The sequence below is a fragment of the Photorhabdus sp. S10-54 genome, assembly GCF_963878145.1.
Classification (GTDB): Bacteria; Pseudomonadota; Gammaproteobacteria; order Enterobacterales; family Enterobacteriaceae; genus Photorhabdus; species Photorhabdus kayaii.
This window is the reverse complement of record NZ_CAWNXG010000009.1, coordinates 62,573-78,612: the sequence shown is the minus strand read 5'-3', so window position 1 is coordinate 78,612 and position 16,040 is coordinate 62,573. Positions and strand designations below refer to the sequence as shown.

Annotated in this window: 17 protein-coding genes and 3 pseudogenes; 15 read left to right on the top strand and 5 right to left on the bottom strand. The window is 38.9% G+C overall.

From position 1 onward, the window contains the following. Positions 1-34 precede the first annotated feature (34 nt). Positions 35-1,050, bottom strand: a pseudogene (locus AACQ83_RS07050) (PAAR domain-containing protein); the annotation flags it as partial. Between the two features lie 932 nt (positions 1,051-1,982). Between AACQ83_RS07050 and AACQ83_RS07045 the strand changes: the two are divergent. From AACQ83_RS07045 to AACQ83_RS06970, 15 genes and pseudogenes are all read left to right on the top strand, one after another. Next, complete coding sequence (locus AACQ83_RS07045) at positions 1,983-2,675, top strand: PAS domain-containing protein (protein ID WP_112876938.1); 693 nt, start codon at positions 1,983-1,985, stop codon at positions 2,673-2,675. A gap of 50 nt (positions 2,676-2,725) precedes the next feature. After that, positions 2,726-3,406: a helix-turn-helix transcriptional regulator gene (locus AACQ83_RS07040; protein WP_112876937.1), complete on the top strand. Its 681-nt coding sequence runs from the start codon at positions 2,726-2,728 to the stop codon at positions 3,404-3,406. A 29-nt stretch (positions 3,407-3,435) separates the two neighbouring features. Next, positions 3,436-3,645, top strand: coding sequence for a hypothetical protein (locus AACQ83_RS07035; protein ID WP_315903389.1), 210 nt, complete (start codon positions 3,436-3,438; stop codon positions 3,643-3,645). 48 nt (positions 3,646-3,693) lie between these two features. Further along, entirely contained in the window at positions 3,694-4,374 is a 681-nt protein-coding gene (locus AACQ83_RS07030; RefSeq protein ID WP_112876936.1) for a helix-turn-helix transcriptional regulator, read from the top strand. 287 nt (positions 4,375-4,661) lie between these two features. Next, positions 4,662-5,345 carry a helix-turn-helix transcriptional regulator gene (locus AACQ83_RS07020; RefSeq protein ID WP_112876935.1) on the top strand — a complete coding sequence of 228 codons (684 nt, stop codon included), beginning with the start codon at positions 4,662-4,664 and terminating at the stop codon, positions 5,343-5,345. Positions 5,346-5,375: 30 nt separating this feature from the next. Then, positions 5,376-5,558, top strand: coding sequence for a hypothetical protein (locus tag AACQ83_RS07015; protein WP_339366762.1), 183 nt, complete (start codon positions 5,376-5,378; stop codon positions 5,556-5,558). Positions 5,559-5,634: 76 nt separating this feature from the next. Further along, positions 5,635-6,297: pseudogene (locus tag AACQ83_RS07010) on the top strand (helix-turn-helix transcriptional regulator); the annotation flags it as partial. Next, positions 6,289-6,657: pseudogene (locus tag AACQ83_RS07005) on the top strand (helix-turn-helix transcriptional regulator); the annotation flags it as partial. The pseudogenes AACQ83_RS07010 and AACQ83_RS07005, both read left to right, overlap by 9 nt. Positions 6,658-6,686: 29 nt before the next feature. Then, positions 6,687-7,367, top strand: coding sequence for a helix-turn-helix transcriptional regulator (locus AACQ83_RS07000; RefSeq protein WP_112876934.1), 681 nt, complete (start codon positions 6,687-6,689; stop codon positions 7,365-7,367). Between the two features lie 29 nt (positions 7,368-7,396). After that, positions 7,397-8,077: a helix-turn-helix transcriptional regulator gene (locus AACQ83_RS06995; protein WP_112876933.1), complete on the top strand. Its 681-nt coding sequence runs from the start codon at positions 7,397-7,399 to the stop codon at positions 8,075-8,077. A gap of 29 nt (positions 8,078-8,106) precedes the next feature. After that, entirely contained in the window at positions 8,107-8,787 is a 681-nt protein-coding gene (locus tag AACQ83_RS06990) for a helix-turn-helix transcriptional regulator (protein ID WP_112876932.1), read from the top strand. Positions 8,788-8,816: 29 nt separating this feature from the next. Next, positions 8,817-9,497 (top strand): helix-turn-helix transcriptional regulator, encoded by a 681-nt coding sequence (locus AACQ83_RS06985; protein ID WP_112876931.1) that lies wholly within the window; start codon positions 8,817-8,819, stop codon positions 9,495-9,497. A gap of 30 nt (positions 9,498-9,527) precedes the next feature. After that, on the top strand, positions 9,528-10,208 hold the full coding sequence (locus AACQ83_RS06980; protein WP_112876930.1) for a helix-turn-helix transcriptional regulator: 681 nt from the start codon (positions 9,528-9,530) through the stop codon (positions 10,206-10,208). A gap of 27 nt (positions 10,209-10,235) precedes the next feature. Further along, positions 10,236-10,907, top strand: a complete 672-nt coding sequence (locus AACQ83_RS06975; RefSeq protein ID WP_112876929.1) for a helix-turn-helix transcriptional regulator — start codon at positions 10,236-10,238, stop codon at positions 10,905-10,907. Between the two features lie 147 nt (positions 10,908-11,054). Continuing rightward, positions 11,055-11,750: a helix-turn-helix transcriptional regulator gene (locus tag AACQ83_RS06970; protein ID WP_112876928.1), complete on the top strand. Its 696-nt coding sequence runs from the start codon at positions 11,055-11,057 to the stop codon at positions 11,748-11,750. A 289-nt stretch (positions 11,751-12,039) separates the two neighbouring features. Here the strand turns inward: AACQ83_RS06970 and AACQ83_RS06965 are convergent, their stop codons facing one another. From AACQ83_RS06965 to AACQ83_RS06950, 4 genes are all read right to left on the bottom strand, one after another. Continuing rightward, positions 12,040-13,176, bottom strand: coding sequence for an aminotransferase class V-fold PLP-dependent enzyme (locus AACQ83_RS06965; RefSeq protein WP_112876927.1), 1,137 nt, complete (start codon positions 13,174-13,176; stop codon positions 12,040-12,042). A gap of 225 nt (positions 13,177-13,401) precedes the next feature. Continuing rightward, positions 13,402-14,757: a YhfT family protein gene (locus tag AACQ83_RS06960; RefSeq protein ID WP_112876926.1), complete on the bottom strand. Its 1,356-nt coding sequence runs from the start codon at positions 14,755-14,757 to the stop codon at positions 13,402-13,404. Between the two features lie 10 nt (positions 14,758-14,767). Next, entirely contained in the window at positions 14,768-15,127 is a 360-nt protein-coding gene (locus AACQ83_RS06955) for a DUF2620 domain-containing protein (RefSeq protein ID WP_112876925.1), read from the bottom strand. An 11-nt stretch (positions 15,128-15,138) separates the two neighbouring features. Then, positions 15,139-16,029 (bottom strand): phosphotriesterase-related protein, encoded by an 891-nt coding sequence (locus AACQ83_RS06950; protein WP_112877007.1) that lies wholly within the window; start codon positions 16,027-16,029, stop codon positions 15,139-15,141. Positions 16,030-16,040 lie beyond the last annotated feature (11 nt).

Here is a 16,040-nt window from a genome sequence, read left to right as displayed (position 1 = left end):
TTGTATAACTCCTGTTCCTGATTAAGTTTGTGCATTCATAATTACCGGTAGTCGGATTCAATCTCATCATACGAACTGGCACTTTATCCAAACCACTTTCCGGGCTAACGTGATAGCCCTGAACCGTCATCCTTCCGCTTTTTTCATCTCTGATCCAACGAAAGCGAACACGAGTCGGCGCTTTACCGGACCGTTCCGCAATTTCACTCAGGTGATACCGATCTAAATAGTCCTCTTCGCCTTGATTTAGCTCCGATGAATAAAACAGTCCCATTAATCCGACTGTCAACAGATTCGGTGCCGCCAGCCAGCGCCCAGCACTGGTAACGCCACCACCAACGTAACGCATCACCAATGCTTCACCGTCCGCTATCGCACCGCGAGCAATGGCGGCCACAGCGGTAACGGCGGCTTCGGCCTTATCTTTGCTACCGCTAAACCACCGCTTATACCACGGTAATTTTTTATCCTGCGGCTTATCCGGTTTGGCGGGTATTTCTTGCCCTGTGGAGGCTGTTCAGGCTCTTGTGCCGTGACCGGCGCAGGAGATGACGGCACCTGATATATCGCTATCCTGCCAAAATTATTTGCCGGTTCAGTCTCCGTACCGGCATCAGTACAACCTTTGGCCCGTTGGCGGGATTTGGCAAATACCGGGATCGGAGGCGGAAGCTCCTGCGTTACTGGTGGAGGACTGGGCTGAATATCCCTCACTTCCTTCACCGGTGATGAGAAGTTCTGCGCCGCCATTACCGCTTGTTGACGAGGCTGATCCTGCTTCTCATAGCTGTCCATCTCAGAATTAATAAACCGGGCCCGACAGGGGAAAGCGCTGACACTATCCAGTGTGCCGGCCAACTTTCGCCCCATGTCAAACATATCGGATACACCACCGACAATGATGTAAGTACCGGGATGCTTACCACAGGTAACCTTATCCCCTTCGCGAGCCGTTGCGCGTCCATTAAATGTCATGGTGTGGTCACCAGTAATAATCTGTCCGCCACAGGTGGTTTTGTCACCAACCAGCAGGAAATATCCTATTGCCATCTATTCACTTTTCCATTGACTTACCACATGAAGCATGGGTTTAACTAAAATCATTGACATATTATTACCACTTAAGTGTTAAGCGATGATCAATAATGCAACAAATTTAAGTTAAAAAATATAGGAATATTCTGAAGTTAATGAAAATCAGGTCAAATTTTTACCTCCGGCGTTACCTCGCCGGCACTGTCAAAGCAGAAAATCATTGATACAAACTGCGGGATATGGGGTAAGAACCTGATTGTAACAAACATCTAAGTGGAACTTGAAATGCAACTTTATATCTCGGACTATACCATTTTAAGTAAGTTTTTTATTTAATTATTCTTCGATAATTTAATTTTATAGAATTTACCTAACCTTAATTTTATTTAAGAATAGCCATTGTCCGCAGTAGGCAAATTCAAACTCGGTTTTTAGATTGAAAACTCTATTTAGTTGATTATTCTGATAATTCCAAAATATGGTTTATCTAATTACAATGCTCTACATACGCCGTTTAAAAAGCATTCTTTAATTGATCGAATATTATTCCGATTAAATGCCATTTTTTCGCCATTATTCCGCTCCAAAAATAACACCTTCTTTTTCATCCTATTACCTATCATCGTTATAACAACCACTCCCTCACGCTTTGGTTAATGACAGAAAATTTTTGATCTACGTCACTTAATTACTCATGATTTAAAAAGCTTATTCATTAATTTTGCTGTTTAGTAAGTAAACTAAAATGTTTTTATACAAAATAGTATTTTTAGTTATATTCGTTAATGTTAAAAGTATCATTATATAACAATAAAAGTCTTAATTAATAAATATATGTATTTTGACGAGCAAGTTATTATATTCTATTATATTACCAAGGCATTTTGAGTATAATTAGTTAACAAACATGTCAGATAACAACTGAAATAATCGTTCAGGAGTCACCAATGCAACATATAAAAAACAGACCTAATAATATCACCCCACAATTAATTCATATGTGGGAAAACAGCGATGAACCTTGGGGGGCCAAAGATCTCCAATCAAGATTTATTTACGCCAATTCCGCTTTTTATCAACTACACAATTTGCCTGAAGATTTCGATATTACCGGGCTTACAACAGGTGAATTACCCTCACCTATTGCAGAATATGAAAAAGAATTCCACCGTCAGGATCAAAAAGTTCTTCAAACTATGCAACGCGTTAGTTCACTAGAAACGCATCCATTTGAAGAATATAAGATTAAGCAAATCTATCTTTGTAATAAATACCCACTTTGTGATGAAGATGGCAATTGTATTGGGATCACTTTTCATATGTGCAAAACCCAAAACTTTTCTACTGCTTACTATTATGATAAAACCCCTCCGGCAACGTTGGAATTTATCGCCCCTAATGACAAATTGACACAAACTGAATGGGAAGTTCTCTTTCTAACTCTGCGCTCATTAGATGAAGAGAAAATCGGTGAAGAGTTAATGATAAGTGCCGAAGATGTGGTTAATCATATTCAGTCAATTTACCAAAAATTCAATTTATCATTACACGAAGAATTGAAAGATTTCTGCAAAGAAAATAAACTTGACGTTTATATTCCCGCAAGATTTGTCACTATAGGTAGTATGGAATTGAATTGATTATAAAATTAAAAATCTAATTTTAAGGTTAGAAAAATAGGGGTAATAATATGGACAATAAACTAATTATTTCATCTCAAGTTATTAATACATTGAAGAAAAGTAATGACCCGTGGGGAATAAAGGATAAAAACTCATGCTTTATTTATGGTAATTTGGCATTAAAATCTCTTAAGAATTTTTCAAGTTCATTTGAATTTGAAGGGCTTTATGATGATGAATTACCTTGGGATGGGGCCGAATTTGCCAAAGAATACATCGCTCATGATCAAAAGGTGATGGAAAAAGAAGAAAGAGTATGTTTGCTTTTAACACATACTTTTGGAAAAGAACAAATCCTTTCGTCTTATTTTTTTGAAAAATACCCTCTTTATCATGAAGACGGAAGCTGTATGGGAACGATATATCATGGTTGGCAAGCCCAAGATTTCTCATTCACCCGGCTATTTCATGGAAAATTGCCAGCCAATATTATGTTTCAACCACCGACCGATCTCTTTACTCAACGGGAATGGGATGTTATTTTTCTGATGTTACATAAATATACCAGTAAGCAAATCGGTAGAATGTTAAATATTTCCTATCGTACGGTTGAAACCCATATCTCACGCATATATAAACGACTTGGTCTTCATTCTACTCGTCAATTAGAAGATTATTGTCGCACCAATGATTATGATCTCTATGTACCAGAAAGGTTTGTGCATCCAGAAAGCAGAATATTTCCTTAATCCTTAGATTAAAAGGAGTTATCACTAGTATGAAGAAGAACTATGTCATCTCTCCTCAGATTATTAATACAATGGCGATGAACAATGACCCGTTGGGAATAAAGGATAGTTCTTCAAACTTTATCTACGGCAATGCAGCTAAAAAAAATTTATTCATAATTTTAAAAAATTATTTGATTATGAAGGGTTTTATGATCATGAACTATCTTAGGGTTTGGGGTAGTCGTGAGTTAAATTGATTATAAGATTAAAAATCTAATTTTAAGGCTAGAAAGAGGAATGATAACATGGAAAATGAATTAATTATTTCATCTCAAGTTATTAATACAATGGAACAGAGTAATGATCCTTGGGGAATAAAAGATGAAAATTCATGCCTTATTTATGTTAATTTGGCATTAAAATCTCTTCATAATGTTTCAAATTCTTTTAACTATGAAGGGCTTTTCGATTATGAAATTCCTTGGAATGGTGCTGAATTTGCTAAAGAACACGTGACTCAAGATAAAATAGTGATGGAAGAAGAAGAAAGAATATGTTCACTCGAAACACATCTATTTGGGAAAGAACAAATTCTGTCATCCTATTTTTGTGAAAAATATCCTCTTTACCACGAAGACGGAAGCTGTATGGGAACGATATTTCATGGTTGGCAAGTCCAGGATTTCTCATTCACCCGGCTATTTCATGGAAAACTTCCGGCGTCTATATTATTTCAACCACCGACCGATCTTTTTACTAAACGGGAATGGGATGTTATTTTCCTGATGTTACACAAATATACCAGTAAACAAATCGGTAGGATGTTAAATATTTCCTATCGTACGGTTGAAACCCATATCTCACGCATATATAAACGAATGGGTCTTCATTCTAGTCGTCAATTAGAAGAATATTGTCGCACTAATGATTATGATCTCTATGTACCAGAAAGGTTTGTGCATCCAGAAAGCAGAATGTTTCCTTAATTCTTAGATTAAAAGGAGTTCTCACTGATATGAAGAAGAACTATGCAATATCACCTCAGATTATTAATACAATGGCGATGAACAATGACCCGTTGGGAATAAAGGATAGTTCTTCAAACTTTATCTACGGCAATATAGCTAAAAAGAATTTATTCATAATTTTAAACAATTATTTGATTATGAAGGGTTTTATGATCATGAACTACCCTAGGGTTTGGGGTAGTCGTGAGTTAAATTGATTATAAGATTAAAAATCTAATTTTAAAGCTAGAAAGAGGAATGATAACATGGAAAATGAATTAATTATTTCATCTCAAGTTATTAACACAATGAAGCAAAGTAATGAGCCTTGGGGAATAAGAGATAAAAACTCATGTTTTATTTATGGTAATTCAGCTACAAAAAAATTTATTCATAACTTTAAAGAGTCATTTGATTATGAAGGATTTTATGATCATGAATTGCCCTGGGATGGGGCCGAATTCGCCAAAGAGTACATCGCTCATGATCAAAAAGTGATAGAAAAAGAAGAAAGAGTATGTTCACTTATAACATGTTCATTTGGAAAAGAACAAATTCTTTCGTCTTATTTTTTTGAAAAATACCCTTTTTATCATGAAGACGGAAGCTGTATAGGAACAATATATCATGGTTGGCAAGCTCAGGATTTCTCATTCACCCGGCTATTTCATGGAAAATTGCCAGCCAATATTATGTTCCAGCCACCGACTGATCGCTTTACTCAACGGGAATGGGATGTTATTTTTTTGATGTTACACAAATATACCAGTAAGCAAATCGGTACAATGTTAAATATTTCCTACCGTACGGTTGAAAACCATATCTCACGCATATGTAAACGAATGGGTCTTCATTCTAGTCGTCAATTGGAAGAATATTGTCGCACCAATGATTATGATCTCTATGTGCCAAAAAGATTTGTGCAACCTGGAAGCAGAATGCTCCCTTAACCCTTAGATTAAAAAGGAGTTCTCACTAATATGAAGAAGAAATATGCAATATCACCTCAGATTATTAATACAATGGCGATGAACAATGACCCGTTGGGAATAAAGGATAGTTCTTCAAACTTTATCTACGGCAATGCAGCTAAAAAAAAATTTATTCATAATTTTAAACAATTATTTGATTATGAAGGGTTTTATGATCATGAACTACCCTAGGGTTTGAGGTAGTCGTGAGTTAAATTGATTATAAGATTAAAAATCTAATTTTAAAGCTAGAAAGAGGAATGATAACATGGAAAATGAATTAATTATTTCATCTCAAGTTATTAACACCATGCAGCAAAGTAATGAACCTTGGGCAATCAAAGACAAAAACTCATGTTGGATTTTTGGTAATTTGGCATTCAGACAAATCCAAAATCTCCCAGATTTATTTGATTATGAAGGGAAATATGATACTGAACTCCCTTGGAGCGGGGCTGAATTTGCAAAAGAATTCGTTATTCACGATAAAAATGTTATGAAACAAGAGAAAAGAATATGTTCACTTGAAACACATACATATGGGAAAGATAAATTTCTATCATCTTATTTTTCGGAAAAATATCCAATATATAATGATGAAAATGAATGTATCGGTCTCTTTCTCCATGCATGGAAAGCCCAAGATTTCTCAATTACTCGACTATTTCATGGAAAACTTCCCGCATCTATATTATTTCAACCACCGACCGATCTCTTTACCCAACGGGAATGGGATGTTATTTTCCTCCTATTACACAAATATACCAGTAAGCAAATCGGTAGGATGTTAAATATTTCCTACCGTACGGTTGAAACCCATATCTCACGCATATATAAACGAATTGGTCTTCATTCTAGTCGTCAATTAGAAGAATATTGTCGCACTAATGATTATGATCTCTATGTACCAGAAAGGTTTGTGCATCCAGAAAGNCATGAAGACGGAAGTAGTATAGGAACAATATATCATGGTTGGCAAGCTCAGGATTTCTCATCCACCCGGCTATTTCATGGAAAATTGCCAGCCAATATTATGTTCCAACCACCGACTGATCTCTTTACCCAACGGGAATGGGATGTTATTTTCCTCCTATTACACAAATATACCAGTAAGCAAATCGGTAGGATGTTAAATATTTCCTACCGTACGGTTGAAACCCATATCTCACGCATATATAAACGAATTGGTCTTCATTCTAGTCGTCAATTAGAAGAATATTGTCGCACTAATGATTATGATCTCTATGTACCAGAAAGGTTTGTGCATCCAGAAAGTAGAATGTTTCCTTAATCCTTAGATTAAAAGGAGTTATCACTAATATGAAGAAGAACTATGTCATCTCCCCTCAGGTTATTAACACAATGGAGCAAAGTAATGCCCCTTGGGCAATAAAGGATAAAAACTCATGCCACATTTATGTCAATCAAGCATGTAAACGTCTTCTCAATATTTCATGTTCTTTTGACTTTGAAGGGCTTTATGATGATGAATTACCCTGGGATGGGGCCGAATTTGCCAAAGAATACATCGCTCATGATCAAAAGGTGATGGAAAAAGAAGAAAGAGTATGTTTGCTTGTAACACATACTTTTGGAAAAGAACAAATTCTGTCATCCTATTTTTTTGAAAAACATCCTCTTTATCATGAAGACGGAAGTAGTATAGGAACAATATATCATGGTTGGCAAGCTCAGGATTTCTCATCCACCCGGCTATTTCATGGAAAATTGCCAGCCAATATTATGTTCCAACCACCGACTGATCTCTTTACCCAACGGGAATGGGATGTTATTTTCCTCCTATTACACAAATATACCAGTAAGCAAATCGGTAGGATGTTAAATATTTCCTACCGTACGGTTGAAACCCATATCTCACGCATATATAAACGAATGGGTCTTCATTCTAGTCGTCAATTGGAAGAATATTGTCGCACCAATGATTATGATCTCTATGTGCCAGAAAGGTTTGTGCATCCAGAAAGCAGAATGTTTCCTTAATTCTTAGATTAAAAGGAGTTCTCACTGATATGAAGAAGAACTATGCAATATCACCTCAGGTTATTAATACAATGGAGCAGAGTAATGAGCCTTGGGGAATAAAAGATAAAAACTCATGCTTTATTTATGCTAATCAAGCATGTAAACATGTTCAAAATATTTCAAGCTCTTTTGATTATGAGGGGCATTATGATTATGATCTTCCCTGGGATGGAGCTGAATTTGCTGAAGAGTACATGACCAATGATAAAATAGTAATGGAAAAAGAAGAAAGAATATGTTCACTTGTAACACATAAATTCTTCAAAGAGCAAATTCTGTCGTCTTACTTCTTTGAAAAATACCCTCTCTATCATGAAGACGGAAGCTGTATAGGAACAATATATCATGGTTGGCAAGTTCAGGATTTCTCATTCACCCGGCTATTTCGTGGAAAATTGCCAGCCAATATTATGTTCCAGCCACCGACTGACCTTTTTACCCAACGGGAATGGGATGTTATTTTCCTGATGTTACACAAGTATACCAGTAAGCAAATCGGTATGATGTTAAATATTTCCTACCGTACGGTTGAAAACCATATTTCACGCATATGTAAACGAATGGGTCTTCATTCTAGTCGTCAATTAGAAGAATATTGTCGCACCAATGATTATGATCTCTATGTGCCAAAAAGATTTGTGCAACCTGGAAGCAGAATGCTCCCTTAACCCTTAGATTAAAAGGAGTTCTCACTAATATGAAGAAGAACTATGTCATCTCCCCTCAGGTTATTAATACAATGGAGCAGAGTAATGAGCCCTGGGGAATAAAGGATGAAAATACACGCTATATTTATGTCAATCAGGCATGTAAACGTCTTCAAAATATTTCAAGCTCTTTTGACTATGAAGGACTCTATGAGTATGAATTACCCTGGGATGGCGCCGAATTTGCCAAAGAATACATGGCCCATGACAAAAAAGTGGTAGAACAGGAAAAAAGAATATGTTCACTTGAGACACATATACATGGAAAAGAACAAATTCTATCATCCTACTTTTTTGCAAAATATCCTCTTTATCATGAAGACGGAAGCTGTGTAGGCATTATATATCATGGTTGGCAAGCCCAAGATTTCTCATTCACTCGCCTATTTCATGGAAAACTCCCGGCGTCTATATTATTTCAACCACCGACCGATCTCTTTACTCAACGGGAATGGGATGTTATTTTCCTGATGTTACACAAATATACCAATAAGCAAATCGGTATGATGTTAAATATTTCCTACCGTACGGTTGAAAACCATATCTCACGCATATGTAAACGAATTGGCCTTCATTCTAGTCGTCAATTGGAAGAATATTGTCGCACCAATGACTATGATCTCTATGTGCCAAAAAGATTTGTGCAACCTGGAAGCAGAATGCTCCCTTAACCCTTAGATTAAAAGGAGTTCTCACTAATATGAAGAAGAACTATGTCATCTCCCCTCAGATTATTAATACAATGGAGCAGAGTAATGAGCCTTGGGGAATAAAAGATAAAAACTCATGCTTTATTTATGTCAATCAGACATGTAAACGTCTTCAAAATATTTCAAGTTCTTTTGACTATGAAGGGATTTATGAACATGAATTACCCTGGGATGGCGCCGAATTTGCCAAAGAATACATGGTTCATGATCAAAAAGTCATGGAACAGGAAAAGAGAATATGTTCACTCGAAACACATTTATTTGGAAAAGAACAAATTCTGTCATCCTACTTTCTTGCAAAATATCCTCTCTATCATGAAGATGGTAACTGTATGGGCGTGATATATCATGGTTGGCAAGCTCAGGATTTTTCATTTACCCGACTATTTCGTGAAAAACTTCCAGCATCTATTATGTTCCAGCCACCGACTGACCTTTTTACTCAACGGGAATGGGATGTTATTTTCCTGATGTTACACAAATATACCAGTAAGCAAATCGGTATAATGTTAAATATTTCCTACCGTACGGTTGAAACCCATATCTCACGCATATATAAACGAATGGGTCTTCATTCTAGTCGTCAATTAGAAGAATATTGTCGCACCAATGATTATGATCTCTATGTGCCAGAAAGGTTTGTGCGCCCAGAAAGCAGAATGTTTCTTTAACCACTAGATGAATAAGAATTCTCATTAAATATGAAAAAGAACTATGTAATATCACCTCAGATTATTAATACAATGAAGCAAAGCAATGAGCCTTGGGGAATAAAGGATAGAAATGCATGTTTTATTTATGCCAACCAAGCATGTAAACATGTTCAAAATATTTCAAGCTCTTTTGATTATGAGGGGCTTTATGATTATGACCTTCCTTGGGATGGAGCCGAATTTGCTAAAGAATATATGATTCATGATAAGATAGTGATGGAAAAAGAAGAAAGGATGTGTTCACTCATAACACATGTACATGGAAAAGAACAAATTCTATCATCCTATTTTTTTGAAAAATATCCTCTTTATCATGAAGACAGAAGCTGTATGGGGACTATATATCATGGTTGGCAAGTTCAGGATTTTTCATTCACCCGGCTATTTCATGGAAAATTGCCAGCCAATATTATGTTCCAGCCACCGACCGATCGCTTTACTCAACGGGAATGGGATGTTATTTTCCTGATGTTACACAAGTATACCAGCAAGCAAATTGGTAGAATGTTAAATATTTCTTATCGTACGGTTGAAACTCATATCTCACGAATATATGGAAGAATTGGGGTTCATTCTAGTTATCAATTGGAAGAATATTGTCGCACCAATGATTATGATCTCTATATGCCCAAAAAATTTATCCATCCAAAAAACAGAGTTTTTCTTTAACCTTTAGAATAAAGGAGTTTTGCTAATATGAAAAATAACTATGCAATATCACCTCAAGTTATTAATACAATGGAAATAAGTAATGAACCGTGGGGAATAAAGGATAGTTCTTCAAACTTTATTTACGGTAATTCAGCCACAAAGAGGTTTATTCATAATTTTAAAGAGTCATTTGATTATGAAGGGCTTTATGATCATGAACTGCCCTGGGATGGTGCTGAATTCGCCAAGGAGTTTATTCTCCACGATAAAAATGTCATGGTTAAAGGCGAAAGAGTCTGTTCACTTGAAACCCATGTTTTTGGGCAAGAGCAAATTTTGTCATCCTATTTTTGTGAAAAGTTGCCTCTTTATCATGACAATGGTAATTGTATGGGAGTTATGTACCATATGTGGAAGGCTAAAGAGTATTCATTAACCTACCTATATCAATATTATGATAAATTACCGTCATCCATGCTACTCCAACCCCCCTCCGATCTTTTTACTCATCGGGAGTGGGATATTATCTTTCTCTTCTTACAGAAACAGCCCAAAAAACAGATCGGGAAAATATTGAATATCGCCTATCATGAGGTTGAGGAACATATGTCAAGGATATATCGTAAAATCGGGATTCACTCCAGTCAACAGTTGGAAGAGTATTGTCGAGCCAATAATTTTGATCACTATATCCCAGAAAGGTTTTTATTGTCTTAGATTACGTATTATTTCCCAGTTTCTACATACTACCTTTGTTAGTTATTTATTGATAAAATAGACAACCCTATGGAAATATGCTTTGCTTTCAATGATATATTTACATTCAATAATTCAAAAAAGCAATAATTATCTTAAAGGATATTTATGAATAAATCAGGATTTAAAGAAGTCCCTTTTATTACTCGGCAATTAACACATATATGGGACAGAAGCCCAGATCCTTGGTTTGTAAAAGATAAGGAATCCCGCTTTATTTATGCAAATACCAAGTTTATTAAAGTCATTAAGTTACCGGAAAACTTTAATATCATAGGGTATACCGTTGACGAATTACCAATACCTGTTAATGGTTTTGCTCATCACTTTAAAGAACATGATCGCAGGGTCTTAGAATGCATGCAGAAAGTATGCTCTGTCGGCACTTATCCTCAAGGTAATGGTCGGCCACCTAAATCCTATTTTTGCGAAAAATATCCATTGATGGGTGAGGATAATCACTGTATTGGCATTATCTCTCACGCCAGAGAATTAGAGCACTTTACGGTTTATCATTATATTAAAGACAATATACCAACGTCAGCCAGTCTCAGACCACCTAATGATTTGTTAAATGAGAAAGAGTGGATGGTTATTTTTCTATTTTGCTGCGGTATGAATAATAATGAAACATCCATTGAAATGAATGTTTCATGCCACACGGTGGAAAAACATTTTGAAAGTATTTACCAAAAACTATCCGTCAGCTCATTGACTGAGTTACGATTACTTTGCAAAGAAAAGGGGTATGATCTCTATGTTCCACCAAGGTATTTTCTATCAATAGGTCATTTTATATTATAAATAATCGATTTTACTGTTAATTATTAATAATTCTATTAACCATTCAGGTAATAATTAGGGATACAATTAATGACATCGCCGACCTTTACATTAATTCAGGATTTATAAGCCTTGAGCCTTGATATCGATTTCCCCATCTTTTCCTTTAAGAGGGTACTCTCGCCGACACAAGGCGGGAAGGGAGTTTCGACGGGACGTTAGTCCCGTATAGTGTTTCACAACTTCGAGCATCGTCACACGCGCCGGCAAAATGAAAACGAGACCCAAGAACGGGCTTGTTGTCTGCCTCTCATACTGATGGAAAGCGGTATATCGGGAGTGGTTGAGGGTGTAGCAAGGAAGCGGCCTGTGCACAGCTTTGACTCAGGAGCCTTATTACTGTCTCCGCACCACTTCGATTAGGATTTATCCTTATCATCCGTCTCTCTAACGTGGGATCAGATTGACGGAATGTACCAGATAACCGGTAAAACAGTGGCGGAATGTCAAACTTTGATTCAGCGCCCACCGGATATGGCAGTGCACCAAGCTTATGAGCAACATGAAGTACCTGTTCGGCAATCTCATCATAAAACTCCACCAGCAATACTTTCGATTGTGCATTGGCGATAAACGCCTGTTTCACCTGCGGTATGATTCCCTGATTAAGCCGGGCCACTAATGTTTCACTCACCTGTGCCTGCACAGCATGCATCACCGGAGCAAATACTAATCCACGCAATACTTCCAATGCCTGAAATCCCTGTACTTGACTGCCACCGGAATACATACTACGCCGGATGCGCTCTATTGCCGCTTGTTGACCTGCCACAACACCGATACCTTGCGGGCCAAACAGTTTAAAGCTGGAGAAAGCCGATAACATAGCCCCCCATTCACAACCGATACGTTCCACTTTCATGGCAGCATAGTTATCGTCAACCAGAACCGGTAGTGATGCAGCATTCAACAGTGATATAACGTCTGCCAGCTCATAAGCATCATCAATTTTCTGCCGCGTGTGTTGTACCAACCCCGCGACCGGTAAATGTTGCAAAATCGCAGCCCGTATTTGTTCGGATTGATTGAAATCGGCCCGCACCAGATGCAAGCCCATTTGCTCGGCAGTAACCGCTGTCGAAGGATATAACGGCGCATCATGAATCAGCAGGCTATCGCCCGCATTAAGTAATGCCGACAACCCACAACGTATTGCCCCAGTTCCCGCCCCTTGTACTAACACAGCAGCCTCAGCAGAAAAGAAATCGGCAATGACCTGTTCAACGCGTTGGGTTATCTGTGGCCGGTTCAATCCCGGCACCAGCCCTAAATCTCCTGTAGTGAGAAAATCCGCACCTGGAAAATAGCGGCAGATAATATCAACTAAACGAAACTGCTTGTGCTGCGCCTGCTCCATATTCAGACTAGGTAATGGATAGGTGTTCAATATCGGCTCTCCCGCATTAATCTATTCTCTCGTGCTATCTATTTTCTCGTGCTTCCCCTCTATTTTTATCATCACAAAATAAAGGGGGAAATTTATACCCTATGGATTTCAAGATGCATCACGACGGCAAGGGAGCAAATCCCCGGAAGCATAGAGAACTATGTGACCGGGGTGAGTAAGTGCCGCCAACAAAGAGGCAGCTTGAAAGATGACGGGTATATTCAATTAGCTGATGCCCAACAGATAGATGACGTTAGCTAGCACACCAACCACAATCGTTGCAATCGGCCCAATCGCCATTTCAACCAAAGGACGTTTAGCCGTACGGTTGAGTAGATAAATACCCGCCACCACCATAAATCCCATGCCCGGCAGAATGGCGTTGGCAGCCATCATTCCCCCCACCAATAAGGCAACTTCTAACATGCGGGTAATAACAGTACGAATATGCTCACCACAAGCTTTGACTCCGGGATATTTATCCAACCAGATAGCAATTCTCGCCAGCAGTTTGATTTCTATAAACATAATCAAACTACCGGCAATGAAGGCAATCCACAGATTATTGGTGACTAACCCGGCGACAAACACGAACTTCATGCCGACCGGGCTATAAACCCCAGTCGCAATGGCTGTCATACCGACTAACGGCACAAAGCTGATCGCTCTGGCAAGCGCCACCAACATGGCGTTAGCCCCTTCCCCCTGCGCCATCAGTTGCAGTGATACCGGACCTTCCGCCAGCAGACTGAGTGACATCGAAGCCGCTACCGCAGTCAAACCACCACTTAATACCAGCAACCAGATGTTATTTTGAATGCGCTGTATCCGCGTGGAGAATAGTCCAACCAGCGTCTCATTCGCACCTTTAGCCGGAGCAGCTCCCTCGCCGGCTTTGGGAGCACGCTGTTTCATAGCAAAGTAGAACATCACAATCATTGAGATCAGCAGAGCTATCCCGTTAGGATCCAATTGCACCGGTTTGCTCAGAGCCCCACCAAAACTCAATGATCCTACCGCTTTCGTCGCGATATATCCCACCAATGTCGCAATCAGTACCCATATTCCTTTGCCATATCCGTATTGATAGGCCACAACAATCGCAGGAAACAGTGCAAAGCAGGCTACGATAGGATCGCCAACTTTACTCAGGTTACCCATGAAATTAACCGGCAAATGGGCAAAGATATCGACAACAGATCGTAAACCGGTCATCAAGGCAACGGCATATAGCGCTCCCAAGACAGCGGAAAGTATGAAACCTTTTTTACTGTTTGCACACCAGGTACCAATGACATCGGTTCCCAATAATAAGCTATGCACCAGAATAATCGGGGCGGTCAGCGAGAACGGAATACCAAAGCCGATAACCAACCCAAAACTTAGGGCAAAACTGGTGGCAGCCAGGGTTTTACGATTCATACGCCCTTCCAGGTGTTCCGGCATTAAAGGACGTAGCCCATCATGAAATACAGCAATACCGCGGTTAGCCATCATGGCAGATATCCCACCAATCACCGCTAACAAACCCGCTTTAAACGGATCAATTTCCATTAAGCGAGTGAAAAATTCATATTCCATTTTCCTGTCCTCATGAAGAAAGAATAGCCTTGATAACCACCGGAATAACCGCGTCTATATCCTGACCAGTAAAACCAAATGCCGTTTTCCCGGCGTTAACATGGGCAATAATTTCTTCATCAGGCAGGATCTTCCCTGGCATACTGATGGTGGCGCATTTGTCAATACCAACAATCGCAATTGCCATTGCCAAAGCGCCTCCACCGGTATTACAGGCTCCCAAGTAGTAATCCGCATCACCACTCTTAAGCGCCATAGCGGCATCTATGTCACCCATCACGGTAATGGATAAGGTTTTATCCCCGGCCAGACGGCGTAAAGTTTCAGCAATTTTTTCTTTCTCAATTTGTCCTCCAATAACAAATCTCATATGTTTTTCCTTTAGTTGAAAAATAGCATTGGGTTATCACGTAACATCAAATCAATATCGGTTTGCGTTAATCCAGCCCGGTTTAGCATCGGCACAAAGGTGGTAATTAAATAAGCAAATCCATTGCCACCATTGGCTTTTAAGTGAGAACGACGGGTAATATCCATCGATAACATGACGCGGTTAAGCAAGCCACGTTGGGCCAGAGTCTGTAACATAGCGATCCGCTTTTCATCCGGGTAGTAATCGTTTTTGCCAATCGTGTCGAACTGGATGTAGGCCCCCTGTTCAATGATGCGCAAGATGTTGTCCAGATTATCTTTAAGATCACAGTGACCAATCACTACGCGTTCAGCATCTACACCGTGCTTTTTCAGTAATGCCAGTTGCTCAAGACCCATTGTGCTTAATGTCGTATGGGTCGAAACAGGACGCCCGGTCTCCAAATGGGCTATCGCCGCAGCATAAAATACTTTCTCTTCATCAGGCGTAATTACCCCCTTGCTGGAACCAATTTCCCCAATGACTCCGGCTTTCAGCGTCGTAGCGTCGATACCCTGTTCAATCTCAGCGATCATTTCATCCGCCAGTTGTCGAGCTGTGGTATGTGCTACATGTTCAGGAAAAAAGGCAGATTGGTAATAGCCAGTTGAAACTATTACATTAATGCCGGAGTCCCGCATCAAATCCAGCATAAACTGTGGGTTACGTCCCATGTAACGATTGGTCATCTCCACAATATTGTGTACACCCAGGCTGACCAGCGTTTTCATCTCTTCACAAATCAGGTCGTACTGATCCAGCCGGCAGTCAATGCTGTTTTTAAATGACGATAAATCGAGATGCAGGTGCTCATGTGCATAGGTATAGCCAGATGCATCAATTCTGTTTTTCTGGGTCATGAGTAAGAGAG

Coding starts and splice junctions, on each gene's coding strand:
- AACQ83_RS06950 (WP_112877007.1), bottom strand. CDS start 16,029: ATGACCCAGAAAAACAGAATTGATGCATCTGGCTATACCTATGCACAT.
- AACQ83_RS06975 (WP_112876929.1), top strand. CDS start 10,236: ATGAAAAATAACTATGCAATATCACCTCAAGTTATTAATACAATGGAA.
- AACQ83_RS07030 (WP_112876936.1), top strand. CDS start 3,694: ATGGAAAATGAATTAATTATTTCATCTCAAGTTATTAATACAATGGAA.
- AACQ83_RS06985 (WP_112876931.1), top strand. CDS start 8,817: ATGAAGAAGAACTATGTCATCTCCCCTCAGATTATTAATACAATGGAG.
- AACQ83_RS07040 (WP_112876937.1), top strand. CDS start 2,726: ATGGACAATAAACTAATTATTTCATCTCAAGTTATTAATACATTGAAG.
- AACQ83_RS07015 (WP_339366762.1), top strand. CDS start 5,376: ATGAAGAAGAAATATGCAATATCACCTCAGATTATTAATACAATGGCG.
- AACQ83_RS06960 (WP_112876926.1), bottom strand. CDS start 14,757: ATGGAATATGAATTTTTCACTCGCTTAATGGAAATTGATCCGTTTAAA.
- AACQ83_RS07020 (WP_112876935.1), top strand. CDS start 4,662: ATGGAAAATGAATTAATTATTTCATCTCAAGTTATTAACACAATGAAG.
- AACQ83_RS06980 (WP_112876930.1), top strand. CDS start 9,528: ATGAAAAAGAACTATGTAATATCACCTCAGATTATTAATACAATGAAG.
- AACQ83_RS06955 (WP_112876925.1), bottom strand. CDS start 15,127: ATGAGATTTGTTATTGGAGGACAAATTGAGAAAGAAAAAATTGCTGAA.
- AACQ83_RS06970 (WP_112876928.1), top strand. CDS start 11,055: ATGAATAAATCAGGATTTAAAGAAGTCCCTTTTATTACTCGGCAATTA.
- AACQ83_RS07035 (WP_315903389.1), top strand. CDS start 3,436: ATGAAGAAGAACTATGTCATCTCTCCTCAGATTATTAATACAATGGCG.
- AACQ83_RS07000 (WP_112876934.1), top strand. CDS start 6,687: ATGAAGAAGAACTATGTCATCTCCCCTCAGGTTATTAACACAATGGAG.
- AACQ83_RS06990 (WP_112876932.1), top strand. CDS start 8,107: ATGAAGAAGAACTATGTCATCTCCCCTCAGGTTATTAATACAATGGAG.
- AACQ83_RS06995 (WP_112876933.1), top strand. CDS start 7,397: ATGAAGAAGAACTATGCAATATCACCTCAGGTTATTAATACAATGGAG.
- AACQ83_RS07045 (WP_112876938.1), top strand. CDS start 1,983: ATGCAACATATAAAAAACAGACCTAATAATATCACCCCACAATTAATT.